Below are 18,201 nucleotides of genomic sequence, written 5' to 3' on the forward strand. Positions count from 1 at the left end.
TTACAGAAGGAGAGACTATGCTAAAGTCTGAACGTAAGCAGATTATCTTGTCTCAGTTGAAACAAGATGGTTTTGTCACTTTGGAAAACCTGACAGTTTTATTAAGTGATACGTCTGAGTCGACAATTCGTCGTGACTTGGATGAGTTAGCGGCAGATGGCAAACTTAAACGTGTTCATGGTGGTGCTGAAAGTATTCATAGTCTAAAGGAAGAAATTGCCAATAGCCAAAAAGCTATCAGAAATGTTCAAGAAAAGGCTCAATTAGCTGGCTATGCTGCCGATTTGATTAAGGAAGGTGATGTCGTTTTTCTTGAGGCTAGTACAACGAATGAACTTTTGATTCCACATTTGAGCAATCGTCAGGTGACGGTTGTGACTAATTCTATCTATCATGCTGTTAAGCTGGTAGATCTCGGTATTAGTACTAGGATTATTGGTGGTAAGGTTAAACATTCAACAGATGCCTCTATTGGAAGTACAGCTCTGGAACAAATCAGACAACTGAATTTTGATTGTGCTTTCATTGGTGCTAATGGAGTTGATGCCAATTATTTCACAACGCCAGATATGGAAGAGGCAGTTATTAAACGAACAGTGATAGCTAATGCGCAAAAAGCCTATGTTCTAGCTGATACCTCTAAACTTGGTCAGATTACCTATGCTAAGGTAGCCGAGGTTGAGAAAGTAACCATAATCACAAATGCTTCGGAAGAAGGGCTCCTTAAAGAATTAAAAGAGAAAACGAGGGTTATTGAAGTATGATTTATACTGTAACACTAAACCCATCAATCGACTTCATTGTTCGTATCGACAAGGTAGAGATTGGTGAAGTTAACCGTATGGAGAGTGATGATAAATTCGCTGGTGGTAAGGGTATTAATGTCAGCCGTATTCTACAACGTTTAGGAATTGACAATACTGCTACGGGCTTCATCGGTGGTTTTACAGGACGTTTTGTTACAGATAGTTTGGATGCTGAAGGTATTAAAACTAAGTTTGTAGCTGTCGATCAAGATACACGTATCAATGTTAAAATCAAGGCTGACCAAGAAACTGAAATTAACGGTACTGGACCTGTCATCAATGATTATCAGTTAGCTGAGCTTGAAGCTATCCTTTCAAGTGTAAGTGCTGACGATGTGGTTGTTTTTGCTGGATCTGCACCAAGCAATCTTGGAAACAAGGTCTATAACAAATTGATTCCACTGGTTCGTGAAACTGGGGCACAGGTGGTTTGTGACTTTGAAGGACAAACCTTGCTTGATTCATTGGTCTACCAACCGCTCTTGGTTAAGCCAAATAACCATGAACTTGAAGCCATTTTCAATGTTAAACTTAATGGTTTGGCTGATGTTGAAAAATATGCGCGTGAAATTCTTGCTAAGGGGGCGCAAAACGTTATTATTTCAATGGCAGGTGATGGAGCTCTGCTTGTCACACCAGAGGCTGCATACTTTGCCAAACCAATCAAGGGAAAAGTGAAGAACTCTGTTGGTGCAGGTGACTCAATGGTTGCTGGTTTCACTGGTGAATTTGTCAAATCAGGGGACCCAATTGAGGCTCTCAAGTGGGGGGTAGCATGTGGAACATCTACAGCTTTCTCAGATGATTTGGCGACAATTGAATTTATTAAAGAAACATATAATAAAGTAGAGGTAGAAAAACTATGAAAATTCAGGACTTACTGAACAAAAAAGTCATGTTGCTCGACCTTCAAGCAACTACAAAGGAAGCTGCTATTGATGAAATGATTAACAGCTTGGTTGATAATGGTGTCGTGACTGACTTTGATGTTTTCAAATCAGGCATTATGGCTCGTGAAGCACAAACATCAACTGGTTTGGGTGATGGAATTGCTATGCCACACAGTAAAAATGCTGCAGTAAAAGAAGCAACTGTACTTTTTGCTAAATCTAATAAAGGTGTGGATTACGAATCACTTGATGGTCAACCTACCGATCTCTTCTTTATGATTGCAGCTCCAGAGGGGGCAAATGACATTCACTTGGCTGCACTTGCTGAATTGTCAAAATACCTCATGCAAGATGGTTTTGCAGACCGCTTGCGTCAGGTAACATCTGCGGATGAAGTGATTGAAGCGTTTAATATTGGCGAAGAAGAAGCGCAAGCTGAGGAAGCTAAGAAAGCACAAGCTGTTAAAGAAGCAGCTTCAAGCGACAAACCACTTATTGTAGCAGTAACAGCTTGTACGACCGGTATTGCTCACACTTACATGGCTGAAGAATCATTGATTAAAACAGGTGAAAAAATGGGTGTCAATGTTCGTGTTGAAACTAACGGTGCCTCAGGTGTTGGAACACCATTGACCGCTGAAGAAATCAACAAGGCTGTTGGTGTTATCATTGCAGCGGACAAGGCAGTTGAAACAGCACGCTTTAATGGTAAGAAATTGATTTCTAAACCAGTTGCTGCAGCTATTCGTCAACCTCAAGAATTAATCCAAAACATCTTGGACGGTAAAGCTGAAGTTTTCCACGCTGAAAATGCCGGAGCTGCTCAAGAATCAACAGAGAAATTGAGCCTCGGTGGTGCCTTCTATAAACACTTAATGAGTGGGGTATCACAAATGCTTCCATTCGTTATCGGTGGTGGTATCATGATTGCGCTTGCCTTCTTGCTTGACCAAATCATGGGTGTTCCTAAAGATCAATTGTCACAACTTGGTTCTTACCACGAAATTGCTGCTCAATTCAAAGCAATTGGTGGCGCTGCCTTTGGCTTTATGCTTCCAGTGCTTGCAGGTTACATTGCTTACTCTATCGCTGAGAAACCAGGTTTGGTTTCAGGTTTCGTAGCTGGTGCTATCGCTTCAAGTGGTGCTGCCTTTGGTGGAGTTCCGTTTGCTGCAGGTGGTAAAGCAACCCTTTCACTTGCCGGTGTATCTTCAGGTTTCCTTGGAGCTCTTGTTGGTGGTTTCCTTGCAGGTGGTGTTATCCTTGTTCTTCGCAAACTCTTGGCAGGTATTCCACGTGCTCTGGAAGGAATCCGATCTATCTTGCTCTTACCACTTATTGGTGTATTTGCTACAGGTTTCTTGATGTTAGCAGTCAATATCCCAATGGCAGCAATTAATACTGGTCTTAATAACTTCTTGTCAAGCTTGTCAGGAAGCTCAGCAGTTCTCCTTGGTCTCCTTGTTGGAGGTATGATGGCAGTTGATATGGGTGGACCAGTCAACAAAGCAGCTTACGTCTTTGGTACAGGTACTCTCGCAGCAACAGTAACTTCAGGTGGTTCAGTTGTCATGGCAGCAGTTATGGCAGCTGGTATGGTTCCTCCATTGGCAGTCTTTGTAGCGACACTCTTGTTTAAAGATAAATTTACTGAAGAAGAACGCAACTCTGGTTTGACAAACATTGTTATGGGACTCTCATTCATCACTGAAGGTGCGATTCCATTTGGTGCAGCTGACCCAGCACGCGCTATCCCAAGCTTTATCGTCGGTTCAGCCCTTACAGGTGCTCTTGTAGGTATGGCAGGAATCAAATTGATGGCACCACACGGAGGTATCTTCGTTATTGCCCTCACATCAAATGCTCTTCTCTACCTTATCTTCATCTTGATTGGTGCTGTGGTATCAGGTATCCTCTTCGGATTCCTTCGCAAACCACTTGATAAATAAGATTTGACAGAACAATCTCGTTGTGACGGGATTGTTTTTTGTGTCGTAGCAGATTTTTGTCAGGGTACCTATTTTATGATAAAATTTAGGCAGAAATGGCTTATCTAGTAGCTAATACGCTGTATAAAGAAACATAAGAGGTAAAATATGGTAAAAGAATACGATTATATTGTCATTGGTGGTGGTTCTGGTGGTATTGCCAGTGCCAATCGTGCTGCTATGCATGGTGCTAAGGTTATTCTCTTTGAAGGGAAAGAGGTCGGTGGTACCTGTGTTAATGTAGGTTGTGTGCCTAAAAAGGTCATGTGGTATGGTGCTCAGGTTGCTGAAACCCTTCACCGTTATGCAGGCGAGTATGGTTTTGATGTGACGCTTAATAAATTTGATTTTGCAACGCTTAAGGCCAATCGTCAGGCTTATATCGACCGTATCCATGGTTCTTATGAGCGTGGTTTTGATAGCAATGGCGTTGAACGTGTATACGAGTATGCAAGATTTGTTGACACTCATACGGTTGAAGTAGCGGGCGAGCTTTATACAGCACCACATATCCTAATTGCAACAGGTGGTCATCCCCTTTATCCAAATATTCCAGGCAGTGAATACGGAATTACCTCAGATGGTTTCTTTGAGCTAGATGAGGTGCCAAAACGTACAGCTGTTATTGGTGCTGGCTATATCGCAGTCGAAGTTGCCGGCGTTCTCAATGCTCTTGGCAGTGATACTCACCTATTTGTTCGTAAGGATCGCCCATTGCGTACCTTTGATAAAGACATTATCGATGTTTTAGTTGATGAGATGGCTAAGTCTGGCCCTACACTTCATATGCATGCTAATGCAACAGAGGTAGTGAAAAATGCAGACGATTCTCTGACTATTAGCTTTGACAATGAAGAAACTATTACAGTTGATTGCCTTATCTGGGCTGTCGGACGTGCAGCGAATACTTCTGGCTTTGGTCTTGAAAAGACAGGCGTTGAGTTGACTGAACGAGGTAACATTTATTCAGATGAGTTTGAAAACACATCTGTTCCTGGTATCTATGCTCTTGGAGATGTGACTGGTAAACTTGATTTGACTCCAGTTGCAGTGAAGGCTGGTCGACAATTGTCAGAGCGACTTTTCAATAATAAAGTTGATGCTAAGCTTGATTACACAGATGTAGCTACTGTGGTCTTTAGTCATCCGGCCATTGGTGCTATTGGGTTGACTGAGGAAAAGGCAATTGCTAAATATGGTGCAGAGAATATCAAGGTCTATAAATCTAGTTTCACTCCAATGTATACGGCTCTTGGGGATAATCGTCAGCTGTCAACCATGAAATTAGTAACGCTAGGTGAGGATGAAAAAATCATCGGTCTTCACGGTATTGGTTATGGTGTCGATGAGATGATTCAAGGATTCTCTGTGGCTATTAAGATGGGAGCAACTAAGGCTGATTTTGATAATACGGTTGCCATTCATCCAACCGGTTCAGAAGAGTTTGTAACAATGAGATAAATAGGTGAAGTCTGTCTACTTAAATGGATAGACTTTTTGTGGCTAAATGGTAACCTATATCTTTTGTGTCACTTTGGCTTGTCTTAACGAAAAAAGGCCTTTAGGCCTTTTTTTCGTTGATTAGGTAGTTCCTGACTTCTGAAATAAAGTAAAGGGATCCAGTGACGACAAATAAATTATCAGAATTTGCAGACTCAGATTGGGTTAACCAGTCTCTGTAGTCAGTTGAGCGTTCTAAGTGTTGAGGGTAATCATCCAAGGGCAGTGCCTCAAAGAAATTGAAGGAGGTTACTGTTATATGATAGTCTTTAAGCTCATCAAGTAAGTCAGTCAAAGGTTTTCGTCGAAGTCCTGCAAAGAGGATGTGAATTCGACGGTTGGCAAAGTTATCTTTTAATACCTGTTTTAGGCTGGCAATTCCTTGAGGATTATGGGCACCATCTAGGTAAATGTTGTTTCCAATCCACTCACTACGACCAGGCCAGTGTGTGTCACAAATACCATCTTGAATGCTTTGATTGGTAATCTTAGGAAATCTTTGAGTCAAGAGATGGGCAGCAGTGACAGCTAGGCCAGTATTATTTTCCTGATGTTTTCCTAGCATGGGGAGACTAAGATTTGGGCTCTCCCAATCACTATAAATAACTCGAAGAGTTTGATTGTCTGTGGAAAGAAGCTGGATTTCTCGATCAATGTTTGCTATAGGAGCCTGAAGTTCCTGGGATTTTTGTTTGAAGAGATGTGAAACTTCTTCAGAAACGCGACCGAGTAATATAGGAGTGTTTTCTCGCATGACGCCCGCTTTATGTCTAGCAATATCTATTAGGCTATCGCCCAAAGTTTCAGTGTGATCAAAGCTAATTGAAGTGCAGATGACAAGCTCCGGCGAAAGCACATTGGTTGAATCAAGCTGTCCCCCAATCCCTGCTTCAATGATAGCAATATCAACCTGTTTAAGGTCGAAGTAGAGAAACATGAGTAAGGTGACCAATTCGAATTCCGTTGGTCGACCTAAATCAGTGTTGTTTTCTAAATCATTGAGAAAAACTCGAGCTTTCTCAACAATGTTAATCAGATCCTTGTCCGGAATCTCTGTGCCGTTGATACTAATACGTTCGTTAAAGCGAGTAATATAAGGGGAGGTAAAGGTCCCGACCTGATAGCCTGATTTTGTTAGGATATTTTGTAGGTAGCTAGTCGTTGAGCCTTTACCATTGGTTCCGACAATATGGACTGTTGGATAGTGTATTTGGGGATTTCCAGCTTGTTTCAGGAGCCAGCGCATACGTTTAAGCTGGGGGCGACGTCCATTGCCTTTGAAGGAGTGGATGAAATTTAGAGTTTCTGTATAGTTCATAGGATTATAGAAAAAAGTCAGGGGTTTCCTAACCTTTTCTTTAGTTTAGTTGGAAACAGCGCCACCAGTTGTGGCGTCACCAGTTGTCGTATTGCCCGTTGTATTTCCACCAGTTGTATTTCCACCAGTTGTTTTGTCTGCAGTGGCTGCGGATGAAGAAGTAGTTGTATTTCCACCAGTTGTTTTGTCTGCAGTGGCTGCGGATGAAGAAGTAGTTGTATTTCCACCAGTTGTTTTGTCTGCTGATGAAGAATAGGTGTTATTACCAGCTTGGCTGCTTGTCTCTGTTTCTGAGTCAGTTGCATTGCCATGGCTAGATGAAGCGACATTTGATTCTTGGGTCTTATTGTTGCCTTCTTTAATGACCACAGTTGACTGATTGGATGATGAATCAGAAGTGTCCTTTTTTTTAGATGATGTGAAATTCATGATAGTGATGGAAGCAACAATGATTGACAAGATTGTCCCGATAACAGTGAGTACTTTTTGGAAGACAGTGAAGCCTTTTGTAACGTGTTTGGTCACCTTTGGTGCAGATTTTTTTTCTTCTTTTGATGAATGGTTACGACGTGAGTAATTTTCAGACATGATTCTCTCCTTAAAAATATTTCGTACTCTCTATTATATGATTTTCTCTCAAAAAATGCTAAAAAAATTATGCTATAATAGGGAGTAACTATTATTTGAGGAAAAAACATGATTTATTTTGATAATTCAGCCACAACCATGCCCTATCCAGAGGCACTTAGAACCTATCAGGAAGTGTCCACGAAAATTTTTGGGAATCCATCCAGTTTACACCAATTAGGAACATCTGCGACACGTATTTTGGAGGCTTCTCGTAAGCAAGTTGCGGACCTCATTGGAAAATCAGCCGATGAGATTTTCTTTACGTCTGGTGGAACCGAAGGAGACAATTGGGTTATCAAGGGTGTGGCCTTCGAAAAAGAGCCTTATGGCAAACATATCATCGTTTCCGATATTGAACACCCTGCGGTAAAAAAATCTGCTAAATGGCTTTCAGAGCATGGTTTTGAAGTGTCCTATATACCCGTTAATGCACAAGGTTTCGTAGATGTGGAAGCTCTTGCTGGACTATTACGCCCTGACACTATCTTGGTTTCGGTTATGGCCGTTAATAACGAAATCGGCTCAATCCAACCCATCCAAGAAATTTCAGCTCTTCTAGCTAATGAGCCTACCATATCTTTCCATGTGGATGCTGTTCAGGCTATTGGGAAGATTCCTATATCAGCTTATTTAACAGACCGTGTTGACTTTGCAACTTTTTCTGGTCATAAGTTTCATGCCGTTCGAGGTGTCGGTTTTGTCTACAAGAAAGCTGGCAAAAAGATTACGCCGTTCTTAACAGGTGGTGGTCAAGAAAAAGACCTTCGTTCAACGACTGAAAATGTAGCAGGCATTGCGAGTATGGCTAAGGCCTTGCGCTTAGTCACTGACAAAGAGGCGTTTTCTCTTCCGAAAATTGCCAAGATGAAAAAGATTATCTTTGACGAATTGGCTAAGTACGAGGATATTACTATTTTCTCAGGTGAGGGTGAGGACTTTGCTCCCAATATTTTGACCTTTGGAATCAAGGGTGTTCGTGGTGAAGTTATTGTCCATGCTTTTGAAGAGTATCAAATCTATATTTCAACGACCTCGGCATGTTCATCCAAGGCAGGTAAGCCAGCGGGGACCCTTATTTCTATGGGTGTACCGACTAAGTTAGCTCAAACGGCCGTTCGTATAAGTCTTGATGATGACAATGATATGGGACAGGTGGAACAGTTTCTCACGATTTTCAAGCATGTCTACGCCAAGACACAAAAAGTGAGATAGCAAGATTTAATTGATTAAATATAAAACTAAATTCAAATTTAAAAGGAAAAGGAATGACACTAACATATTCAGAAATTATGGTTCGCTATGGTGAATTGTCTACCAAGGGCAAGAACCGTATGCGCTTTATCAATAAACTAAAAAATAATATCAAGGATGTCCTATCCATCTATCCAGAAGTTAAAGTGACTTTTGATCGAGACCGTGGACACATCTATCTCAATGGCACAGACTACGAACCAGTCGCAGAGTCTTTGAAGCAGATTTTCGGGATTCAGGCCTTTAGCCCTGTTTACAAATTTGAAAAAGATGTCGAAGTATTGAAAAAAGCTGTTCAAGACATTATGACTGGCCTCTATCGTGACGGCCTCACCTTTAAGGTGACTGCCAAACGTAGTGATCACGACTTTGTTTTAGATAGTCGCGAGCTCAACCTTACTTTAGGAAATGCTGTAATTGATGCATTTCCTGGCATTAAGGCACAGATGAAGGGGCCAGATGTTAATCTGAAGGTAGAAATTCGTGCTGAGGCCGCTTATATTTCTCATGAAGAAATTAAGGGAGCAGGTGGATTACCTGTAGGGACTGCTGGTAAAGGAATGCTCATGCTTTCAGGTGGGATTGATTCGCCTGTTGCAGGTTATTTAGCCCTTAAACGTGGTGTGGATATCGAGGCTGTTCACTTTGCAAGCCCACCTTATACAAGTCCTGGTGCACTTAAAAAGGCTCGAGACTTGACCCGTAAGTTGACCAAGTTTGGTGGTAATATTCAGTTCATAGAAGTACCATTTACTGAGATTCAAGAGGAAATCAAAGAAAAAGCACCAGAGGCTTATTTGATGACCCTGACACGTCGCTTTATGATGCGTATTACAGACCGAATTCGTGAAGAACGCGGTGGTCTCGTGATCATCAATGGTGAGAGTCTTGGACAGGTTGCCAGTCAGACTATGGAGTCTATGCAGGCTATCAATGCTGTAACCTGCACGCCCGTGATTCGCCCAGTTGTTACTATGGACAAGTTGGAAATCATTGATTTGGCACAAAAAATCGACACATTTGATATCTCAATCCAACCTTTTGAGGATTGCTGTACTATTTTTGCACCTGACCGTCCAAAAACTAATCCAAAAATCAAGAACGTTGAACGATATGAAGGTCGTATGGATGTTGAAAGATTAGTTGAACGTGCGGTTGCAGGAATCATGGTGACTGAAATCACACCTATTGAAGAAGCGCAAGACGAAGTGGATACACTTATTGAAGACTTACTTTAGTCTAAGAGTATATAGGGACAGTTTGTTATCGCCCAGGTATCATTAGAGTTAGCTATATCGGAAAAGAAATGTCGCTGTTGAACTTTTACCTAGAAAGGAAACTGCATGACTGTTTATAACATCAATTTAGGAATCGGTTGGGCATCAAGTGGTGTTGAGTATGCCCAGGCCTACCGTTCTACAATTTTTAAAAACACAGGTATTAAGGCTAAGTTTGTCTTTATGGATATGTTCTTGCAGGACAATCTTTCTGATTTGACCCGTAACATGGGATTTTCAGATGAAGATATCATCTGGCTTTACAGCTATTTTACAGACCTTAAGATTGCCCCAACGACCTATACTGTCAAGGATTTGGAAAAGGAAATTCCTTATGACATTACGCGTCGTGAGATTAATGGCAAAGTGGTTAAACTCTTTTGTACCAAGGAAGATATTTTTTACGCCGCTTATTTGCGTAAAGAGGGTGAAGATATTGTCCATCGTGTGGAAAAAGTATCGCGTGGCTGCCTAATTCGTAAAGACTTTTATTCATATACTAAGATGTTTACAGAGTACTACACACCGGTAGATAATAAGGCTCACCTCTATCAACGCCGTTTCTTCAATGAAGATGGCAGTATTGCTTACGATGAGATTGTTGATGGTAAGGATAGTGTCTTCCGTTTCCCAGATAAGATTTTGTCTTCCAAGCAGGAGTTTATTGCCTACTTTATGTCTCAACTAGGTCTAACCGATCAAGACATTGTCATTTTGGACCGTGCAACTGGTACAGGACAGGCTGTTTTCCGTAATACTAAACCAGCTAAGCTTGGAGTTGTTGTCCATGCAGAGCACTTTAGTGAAAATGCTGTGACAGACAAGACTATTCTTTGGAATAACTTCTATGAGTACCAATTCAGCAATGCAGATAAGGTTGATTTCTTCATCACAGCGACAGAGTGTCAACGTAGCATTATGCTAGATCAGTTCAACAAATATACACCATTTAAACCTCATATCGTAACGATTCCTGTGGGAAGTGTGGATAAACTGAGAGAGCCTGAAGGAGAGCGTAAACCATTCTCAATCATCACAGCTTCACGTTTGGCCAATGAAAAGCACGTGGATTGGCTGGTTAAGGCTGTTGTCAAGGCTAAAGAAAGTCTGCCACAAGTTAACTTTGATATCTTTGGTACAGGTGCTGAAGAAGCCAAGCTTAAGGCAATCATCGAGGAAAATCAAGCTCAGGATTACATCCATCTCAAGGGTCACCAGGATTTAATAGAAGTCTACAAGGATTACGAACTTTACCTATCAGGTTCTAAGAGTGAAGGTTTTGGCTTGACACTTCTAGAAGCTGTTGGTTCGGGCCTTGGTATGATTGGTTTTGATGTCCGTTATGGAAACCAAACGTTTATCAAGGATAATGAAAATGGTTACTTAATCCCTCGATTTGAAAAAGATGATGAGCCTGCTATTGTAGCAGCCTTGGCAGAGAAAATTGTAGCTTTCTTCAATCGTTCAGATTTAGATCATATTCATCAAGTCTCTTATGATATCGCTAAAGGCTTTTTGACAGAGGAAATCGAGCAGAAGTGGCTTAACTTAGTAAGGGAGATGACTGATCATGATTAATTTATTTGAATACTATAGTCAAGGTAGTTGGGATCTCCATTACTCGCTGATTGTCGCTGGCTATGTGAATACAACAGTTTGTCTTTCAGATAATGGCTTTCTACCTAGCGATGTGACCTCACCTTACCTTTTTTTCACAGGCTTTGATAAGGTTCAGGGTTCTGCACTTTACTTTAATCAAGTACCCGTGCCTGATTATTGGGAAATTTTAGGAACAAATAGCAACGCGGAAATCTTCCGTTTTGATAAGAAACGTGGCCATATTCACTATGCGCATCCTGCTCATCAGCGTCTAGTTAAAGCTGTGGATTGGTATGATGAGTCGGGTCGCTTGCGTGTGACTGATCACTACAATAACAAGGGGTATCGTTTCTCACAAACAACTTACAATATTAAGCAAGAAGCGACCATTACTAGTTATTTCACTCCAGACAACAAGGAAGTTATCGTCGTTAACCATTTGACCAAAGACGTTATCTTGAATTGGAAAGACAAGGTCTACATTTTCAAAAATAAATCAGAGTTTGTAGTCTTTTATCTTAAAGAAGCTGGTTATGATTTGCGGCGTATCCTTTATAACTCCTTATCAACACCTTTCTTGACAGCTATGAATCTTCCAAATACTGGTCAAGATGTCCTCTTCTGGCAAGAGCCTATTACTGACACTGTTCCTGGGAACATGCGTCTCCTTCTTGATAGCAATCACCGTCAAACTAAGATTGTTGTGCAAGAATACACAGCTTACACAAATCTTCTAAAACTGATTAGTTCCGAGCAGGCTTCTCGTGTGGCTTTCCTTGGCTTCATGTATCCATTTGCCCGTCAGAATAATTTCCAAAATCAAGCACTTATCTTGACTAACTCAGATCAGATTGAACACTTGGAAAGCATTGTTAGTGAAGTACCTACCATGCACTACCATATTGGGGCAATCACTGAAATGTCAAGCCGCCTGATGGATTTAGCTAAATATAGTAATGTTAGCCTTTATCCGAATATTACAACGGAGCAGGTTAAGCATCTCTATCAACAGGCTGATTTCTATTTGGATATTAACCACCAAAATGAAATCCTGTCGGCGACACGTGCTGCCTTTGAAAATAACTTGCTTATCCTAGCTTTTACGAACACAAGCCATGGTCCAGATTATACTGCACCAAGCAATATTTTCTCACCTATGAATGCTGGGCAATTTAAACAAACACTTAAAGAAGCCTTGGGGAACCGTGACTTTCTTAGTCATTTGCTTGATCGTCAACGTGAGCATGCTCATGTGGCGACACCAGAAGATTATAAGAAGGTTATTGGTTAGGGAAATGACACTAGAAGTTCGTAACATTTGTCCTCTGACACCAACATTCAGGAAGGTCGCTTCACTTTATGAAGCGGCTTTCCCTGTGGAGGAGAGACTCCCACTCCGGCAATTGTCTTGGAATAGTTTGAAAAATGGGCAATCATTCTTGGCTTATTTTGATCAGGAAGTTTTTATTGGTTTTACCTATGCAATCTGTACTAATAACCTGGTCTACCTACTCTTTCTTGCGGTTGAGGAAAGTAAACAGTCGCAGGGTTACGGTAGTCAAATTTTAGCACAAGTAGGGAAGAAGCAGAAAGACGACCATGTGTGCTTACGATTGAGCCTATGGATGAAGAGGATGCTTCTAACCGTACTCAACGACTAAAACGTCTGGCTTTTTATGAAAATAATGGCTATCAGTCTTTGAACCATTTCTATTTTGAAGGAACGGAGCGGTATCAGATTTTAATAACTGATAGGAGTCTTTCTTTAGATAAAATTGAGCAAGATTTGGCTAAGACTTTCCTAGGTAAGCATGGTGTAAGAGTGGACTAGATGGCGTATTAGGTGATTAAACTTAAATTGGCAGAATAAGGGTAATCAAAAAACTTTTTCTCTTGTCATTATCGGGGAAAAATGATAGAATTGTAACGTTGACTAAATGCACGTCCTGTGCAACCGCACGACTACTGTTTTTGTAAGTGGGTTCGTCCCCGCAGTACTAGGCGAGTCTTCACAGAGGGAAACCTCAGATATATTAAAAATTTTAATAGGAGGTGCATCATGAGCACATACGCAATCATCAAAACTGGTGGAAAACAAGTTAAAGTTGAAGTAGGTCAAGCAATCTACGTTGAAAAAATCAACGCTGAAGCTGGATCAGAAGTAACTTTTAACGAAGTTGTTCTTGTCGGTGGTGATAAAACTGTAGTAGGTACTCCAGTTGTTGAGGGAGCTACTGTTGTCGGAACTATCGAAAAACAAGGTAAACAAAAGAAAGTTGTCACTTTCAAATACAAACCTAAAAAAGGTAGCCACCGTAAACAAGGTCACCGTCAACCTTATACAAAAGTTGTTATCAACGCTATCAACGCGTAAGCTAACGACTAATCACTAAGAAAGGACACAAATCTTATGTTGAAAACTCTTGAAAACTTGCAACTTTTCGCCCACAAAAAAGGTGGGGGTTCTACTTCCAATGGTCGTGATTCACAAGCTAAACGTCTTGGAGCTAAAGCAGCTGATGGACAAACTGTATCAGGTGGATCAATCCTTTACCGTCAACGCGGTACACACATCTACCCAGGTGTAAACGTAGGCCGTGGTGGTGATGATACACTCTTCGCTAAAGTTGAAGGTGTTGTACGTTTCGAACGTAAAGGTCGCGACAAAAAACAAGTATCTGTATACCCAGTTGCTAAATAATTCAGCTAAAGTCTGCACTTTTGTGTAGGCTTTTCTTATTTATGAAAGGAAGATACCTATGCCTTTAAATCAGTACCAACAAGAGGTCGGTCCAAGCTTAGTGGATGCCACTCCAGGGAGGATGCCAGACATCACTCTCTTGGACGGTCGCTATTGTAGTGTTGAACATTTGACGGTAGCAGAACACTATGAAGATATTCTAGACTTCTACTTTACCAATCAGATTCTTTCAGACTGGACCTATATGTATGTGGATCCTTTTGAATCTGAAGAAGCAGTACGCCAGTGTTTGGAAGACTATGAGCAGTCTTCTAACCCTTATTTCTTTGCCATTAGGGATAAAGTTTCAGGGAAGGTTATGGGTACTTTCTCACTCATGGCTATTACACCCAAAAATCGTAGTGTAGAGATGGGACGGGTGATTTTGGCTCCTGCTATACAAAAAACTCGGGTAGCCACAGAAGCTCAATATCTGGTTATGAAATATGTCTTTGAAGGCCTCAACTATCGTCGTTATGAGTGGAAATGTGACAGTCTCAACCGTCCTTCTGTGACTGCAGCTCAGAGACTTGGTTTTACCTATGAAGGGTGTTTTCGTAATCATGCTATTTATAAGGGACGTAGTCGAAATACGGATTGGTTCTCGATTATTGATAGTGAGTGGCCAAGGCTTAAAGAACGATTTGAGAATTGGTTAGCTCCTGAGAATTTTGATGAACAGGGACAACAGAAACGTTCTCTGAGGGACTGTTAGATATTAATATAAGGGCTCTTTTCTGGTGAAGGAGCTCTGTTTTAGTAGCTTGACGGTCAAGTCAAAGTTTTTAGTTTGCTAGTGCTTATTAGTACTGTCAAAATCAGTTTAAATACTCATTTTTCTGTAAATAATATTCCCATAATAAAACATATTTATGCTATAATAAAGAGTGATTTTATCAAGGAGAATAATAACTAATGGATTTAATTCACGAAAAAGTATTTGTTAACCGTTACCACTATGATGTTCGTAACCATGAGTGGGAAAAAGAGAATGGTGTTCCTAAAACAAATGTTGAAGTAACGTTTCAGTTGCACCATAAAGATAAAGAAGCTAACAATACGTCGGTTGTAGCTGTTTTGCAATTTATGATTGTTCGTGATGAGTTTGTTATCTCAGGGATTATTTCTCAAATGAACCATATTCAAAACCGTATCGTCAATAACCCAAAAGATTTCTCACAAGAAGAAGCTGAGTATTTAGCAGCACCGCTATTGGATACACTTCAGCGTTTGACTTATGAAGTGACTGAAATCGCCTTGGATCGTCCAGGAATTAACTTGGAGTTCTAAGATGTCTTTAGCAGTTATTACGGATTCATCGGTTAATCTACCTACTGAAATTCAGGGGCATGCTGATGTTTATATTTTAGATATTCCGGTTATCGTTGAGGAACAGCCTTTTGTTGAAGGAAAGAACTTGGATGTGAATCAGTTTTATGAGAAAATGGCAAACTCTGAGGAACTGCTCAAGACGTCACAACCTAATCTAGCCGACTTGGATAACCTTCTCATGGAGTTGGGGGAGCAAGGATATACCCATGTCATTGGGCTTTTCCTTTCTTCGGGGATTTCTGGTTTTTGGGCTAATAGTCAGTTTTTGATTGAAGATCATGCCAAGTTGAAGGTTGCTTTTCACGAGACTAAAATCACGGCAGCTCCTATGGGCTATGGGTGCTATGGTTAGAAACGTTTTGCATTGGTCAGAGCAAGGAATGTCATTCGAGAATATTTTGAAGAAGCTCGAGAAGCAAGTAGAAAACACGACGGCTTATATTCTTGTGGATGATCTTAATCACCTTGTTAAGGGTGGCCCCCTGTCGAATGGCTCAGCTATTTTGGGGAATATCTTATCTATCAAACCCATTTTACATTTTAATGCTGAAGGCGAAATCGTTGTTTTTGAAAAGGTACGTACAGAGAAGAAAGCTATGAAACGCTTGGTTGCCCTAGCCGAAGACAATCGTGAAATGGAGCTTAGCATCCTTCATACCAATGCTCCTGAAAAGGCTGAGGCTTTTAAAAGTCAGCTGGAAGCTCAAGGGATTACTGTTTCATCGGTGGTATCCTTATGTGCCGTGATTGCGACGCACTTGGTCGAGGGAGCGCTAGTGCTAGGTTTAACACCTAAATTTACCAAATAAGTACGTTCCATCTGGAATCAGGCTCGCCTATGAGCGAGATCAATAGAGAGGAAAAATAATATGTCTATTAAAGTTATTGTTGCCGGATTTAAAGGAAGAATGGGTTCAACTGCGGTTGAAATGGTTAAGGGAGATGATGAATTGACCTTGGCTGCCTTGCTTGACCCGTTTGCGGCAGAAAAGGAAGTGGATGGTGTTCCTGTCTTCACGGATAAAGCTGATTTGGTTGGTTTCGATGCAGATGTTTGGGTAGATTTCACCATTCCTGCTGTTGCCTATGAAAATACCCGTTTTGCCTTGGAAAATGGCTTTGCACCGGTTGTAGGAACAACAGGCTTTACTGAAGCACAAATTCAGAAATTGACAGATCTTTCTAAAGACAAGTCTATAGGTGGATTGATTGCTCCTAATTTTGCTATCGGTGCTATCCTTCTTATGAAGTTTGCAGCAGAAGCTAGTAAATATTTCCCAGATCTTGAAATCATTGAGCTTCACCACGATAAAAAGAAAGATGCGCCATCAGGTACAGCAGTGAAAACAGCTGAACTTATTCGTGAGGTTCGCGAGAGCAAACGTCAGGGAGCTGAGGATGAAATGGAAACACTTGCTGGAGCACGTGGTGCTGAGTTTGATGGTTTCCGTATTCACAGTGTTCGTTTGCCAGGTCTTGTGGCTCACCAAGAGGTTATCTTTGGTGCCCAAGGAGAAGGATTGACCTTGCGTCACGATTCTTATGACCGTATTTCTTTTATGAGCGGGGTCAATCTTGGTATTAAAGAAGTGGTTAAACGTGATCAGCTTGTTTATGGTTTGGAACATTTACTATGAAATTAAGTTATTTGCCTTCTGAATTTCAGAAGGCTTTACCAATATTAGAGAAAATTAAGGCTGCAGGGTTTGAGGCTTACTTTGTTGGTGGTTCAGTCCGCGATGCCCTTCTCAACCGTCCTATTCACGATGTTGACATTACTTCGTCTTCTTATCCTGAGGAGACCAAACAGATTTTTGAGCGTACGGTAGATATCGGTATTGAGCATGGGACTGTTTTGGTTTTAGAAAATGGCGGTGAGTATGAGGTGACAACTTTCCGAACAGAAGATGTCTATGTGGATTACCGTCGTCCGTCTAGCGTGTCCTTTGTACGTTCATTGGAAGAGGATCTTAAGCGTCGTGATTTTACAGTCAATGCTTTTGCTCTTAATGAAAATGCTGAGGTTATTGATAAGTTCAATGGTCTTGCTGATTTGGACAACCGTGTCTTAAGGGCTGTTGGTAAGGCTGAGGAACGCTTTAACGAAGATGCCCTTCGCATCATGCGTGGGCTACGTTTTGCAGCGAGCTTAGACTTCGATATTGAAGAAAAGACTTTTGAGGCTATGACTAGTCATGCTTTTCTTTTGGAAAAGATTTCGATTGAGCGAAGTTTCATCGAGTTTGATAAGTTGCTCTTGGCACCACATTGGAAAAAAGGGGTTAAGGCTCTTCTAGCGACTAAGGCATATCAGTATCTGCCAGATTTTCAAGAGACAGCAGAGGAATGGCAGTCTTTTGTAGCAGATTATGCTGAAGACTTTAGATTTACGAGTTCTGAGCAGGCCTGGGCGGCAACTCTTCTGGCTCTCAAGCACGATAATCCACGCTCTTTTCTTAAAAAATGGAAGACATCTGTCAATTTTCAGAAGACCGTTCAGTCTTTGATTGAGATTTTTAGATTCCGAATGGAGAGGGAAGTGACCAAACAAGATGTTTATCATTATGGTAAGGACCTCTTAAAGGAAGCTGAAACCTTGAGACAGGCTCAGAGATTAGATGTGGATTATGAGCGTATTGCCGAGTTGGATGGTCAGTTGCTCATTCATGATAAGCACGAGATCGTTGTTAATGGTGGCAAGCTGATGAAGGAGCTGGGATTCAAACCTGGTCCAGATCTTGGTCGTACTCTCAGAGCTATCGAAAATGCTATCGTTGATGGTGAATTAGCTAATGATGAGGAATCCATCATGGCCTTTGTTCAAGCTATGAAACAAGTCTAAAGACGTAATAAAAATGACACACCGCTAC

Annotated in this window: 18 protein-coding genes, 1 pseudogene and 1 other annotated feature; of the genes and pseudogenes, 17 read left to right on the forward strand and 2 right to left on the reverse strand. The window is 41.1% G+C overall.

The features are described from left to right. The first annotated feature begins 17 nt into the window (after positions 1-17). The 4 genes from NST05_RS10010 to gorA all read left to right on the forward strand — a co-directional run bounded on the left by NST05_RS10010 (position 18) and on the right by gorA (position 5,145). Positions 18-764: a DeoR/GlpR family DNA-binding transcription regulator gene (locus tag NST05_RS10010; RefSeq protein ID WP_084828522.1), complete on the forward strand. Its 747-nt coding sequence runs from the start codon at positions 18-20 to the stop codon at positions 762-764. After that, positions 761-1,672: a 1-phosphofructokinase gene (pfkB, locus tag NST05_RS10015; RefSeq protein ID WP_014608013.1), complete on the forward strand. Its 912-nt coding sequence runs from the start codon at positions 761-763 to the stop codon at positions 1,670-1,672. Before NST05_RS10010 ends, pfkB begins: the two co-directional genes overlap by 4 nt. Then, complete coding sequence (locus NST05_RS10020) at positions 1,669-3,645, forward strand: PTS fructose transporter subunit IIABC (RefSeq protein WP_014608014.1); 1,977 nt, start codon at positions 1,669-1,671, stop codon at positions 3,643-3,645. The genes pfkB and NST05_RS10020 overlap by 4 nt, the downstream gene beginning before the upstream one ends. Before the next feature lie 147 nt (positions 3,646-3,792). Beyond that, the gene (gene gorA, locus NST05_RS10025) at positions 3,793-5,145 is read left to right on the forward strand and encodes a glutathione-disulfide reductase (RefSeq protein WP_084828524.1); all 1,353 of its coding nucleotides are present in this window, start codon (positions 3,793-3,795) and stop codon (positions 5,143-5,145) included. A 100-nt stretch (positions 5,146-5,245) separates the two neighbouring features. On the opposite strand, the gene NST05_RS10030 is transcribed toward gorA, so the two are convergent. Together NST05_RS10030 and NST05_RS10035 are read right to left on the reverse strand one after the other, a co-directional pair. After that, entirely contained in the window at positions 5,246-6,502 is a 1,257-nt protein-coding gene (locus NST05_RS10030; protein WP_340743027.1) for a bifunctional folylpolyglutamate synthase/dihydrofolate synthase, read from the reverse strand. 45 nt (positions 6,503-6,547) lie between these two features. Then, positions 6,548-7,090, reverse strand: coding sequence for a DUF6556 family protein (locus NST05_RS10035; RefSeq protein WP_100262574.1), 543 nt, complete (start codon positions 7,088-7,090; stop codon positions 6,548-6,550). Between the two features lie 108 nt (positions 7,091-7,198). Here NST05_RS10035 and NST05_RS10040 point away from each other — a divergent pair, with 108 nt between their 5' ends. The 13 genes and pseudogenes from NST05_RS10040 to NST05_RS10095 all read left to right on the forward strand — a co-directional run bounded on the left by NST05_RS10040 (position 7,199) and on the right by NST05_RS10095 (position 18,173). Then, on the forward strand, positions 7,199-8,344 hold the full coding sequence (locus tag NST05_RS10040; protein WP_084828527.1) for a cysteine desulfurase family protein: 1,146 nt from the start codon (positions 7,199-7,201) through the stop codon (positions 8,342-8,344). Between the two features lie 53 nt (positions 8,345-8,397). Then, entirely contained in the window at positions 8,398-9,621 is a 1,224-nt protein-coding gene (gene thiI / locus NST05_RS10045; protein ID WP_340743028.1) for a tRNA uracil 4-sulfurtransferase ThiI, read from the forward strand. 105 nt (positions 9,622-9,726) lie between these two features. After that, positions 9,727-11,238, forward strand: a complete 1,512-nt coding sequence (gene gtfA, locus NST05_RS10050) for an accessory Sec system glycosyltransferase GtfA (RefSeq protein WP_111679273.1) — start codon at positions 9,727-9,729, stop codon at positions 11,236-11,238. Continuing rightward, positions 11,231-12,550: an accessory Sec system glycosylation chaperone GtfB gene (gene gtfB / locus NST05_RS10055; protein WP_100262578.1), complete on the forward strand. Its 1,320-nt coding sequence runs from the start codon at positions 11,231-11,233 to the stop codon at positions 12,548-12,550. Before gtfA ends, gtfB begins: the two co-directional genes overlap by 8 nt. A 4-nt stretch (positions 12,551-12,554) precedes the next feature. Continuing rightward, positions 12,555-12,920 carry a GNAT family N-acetyltransferase gene (locus tag NST05_RS10060; protein ID WP_223899670.1) on the forward strand — a complete coding sequence of 122 codons (366 nt, stop codon included), beginning with the start codon at positions 12,555-12,557 and terminating at the stop codon, positions 12,918-12,920. Continuing rightward, positions 12,881-13,090: a hypothetical protein gene (locus NST05_RS11110; RefSeq protein WP_217903060.1), complete on the forward strand. Its 210-nt coding sequence runs from the start codon at positions 12,881-12,883 to the stop codon at positions 13,088-13,090. Before NST05_RS10060 ends, NST05_RS11110 begins: the two co-directional genes overlap by 40 nt. 111 nt (positions 13,091-13,201) lie before the next feature. Beyond that, positions 13,202-13,278 (forward strand) — a sequence feature (ribosomal protein L21 leader region). A 40-nt stretch (positions 13,279-13,318) separates the two neighbouring features. Beyond that, entirely contained in the window at positions 13,319-13,633 is a 315-nt protein-coding gene (gene rplU / locus NST05_RS10065) for a 50S ribosomal protein L21 (protein ID WP_002885597.1), read from the forward strand. A gap of 36 nt (positions 13,634-13,669) precedes the next feature. Continuing rightward, the gene (gene rpmA, locus NST05_RS10070; RefSeq protein WP_002885483.1) at positions 13,670-13,960 is read left to right on the forward strand and encodes a 50S ribosomal protein L27; all 291 of its coding nucleotides are present in this window, start codon (positions 13,670-13,672) and stop codon (positions 13,958-13,960) included. Positions 13,961-14,018: 58 nt separating this feature from the next. After that, positions 14,019-14,714 carry a GNAT family N-acetyltransferase gene (locus tag NST05_RS10075; RefSeq protein WP_340725878.1) on the forward strand — a complete coding sequence of 232 codons (696 nt, stop codon included), beginning with the start codon at positions 14,019-14,021 and terminating at the stop codon, positions 14,712-14,714. 200 nt (positions 14,715-14,914) lie between these two features. Then, positions 14,915-15,289: a DUF1149 family protein gene (locus tag NST05_RS10080; protein WP_011680796.1), complete on the forward strand. Its 375-nt coding sequence runs from the start codon at positions 14,915-14,917 to the stop codon at positions 15,287-15,289. A 1-nt stretch (position 15,290) separates the two neighbouring features. Continuing rightward, a pseudogene (locus NST05_RS10085) lies at positions 15,291-16,140 on the forward strand (DegV family protein). 60 nt (positions 16,141-16,200) lie between these two features. Then, positions 16,201-16,968, forward strand: a complete 768-nt coding sequence (gene dapB / locus NST05_RS10090; RefSeq protein ID WP_004197279.1) for a 4-hydroxy-tetrahydrodipicolinate reductase — start codon at positions 16,201-16,203, stop codon at positions 16,966-16,968. Further along, positions 16,965-18,173, forward strand: coding sequence for a CCA tRNA nucleotidyltransferase (locus NST05_RS10095; RefSeq protein ID WP_111679277.1), 1,209 nt, complete (start codon positions 16,965-16,967; stop codon positions 18,171-18,173). The genes dapB and NST05_RS10095 overlap by 4 nt, the downstream gene beginning before the upstream one ends. The last annotated feature ends 28 nt before the right edge of the window (positions 18,174-18,201 follow it).

This window comes from Streptococcus sp. FSL E2-3494, assembly GCF_038007085.1.
Lineage (GTDB): Bacteria > Bacillota > Bacilli > Lactobacillales > Streptococcaceae > Streptococcus > Streptococcus thermophilus.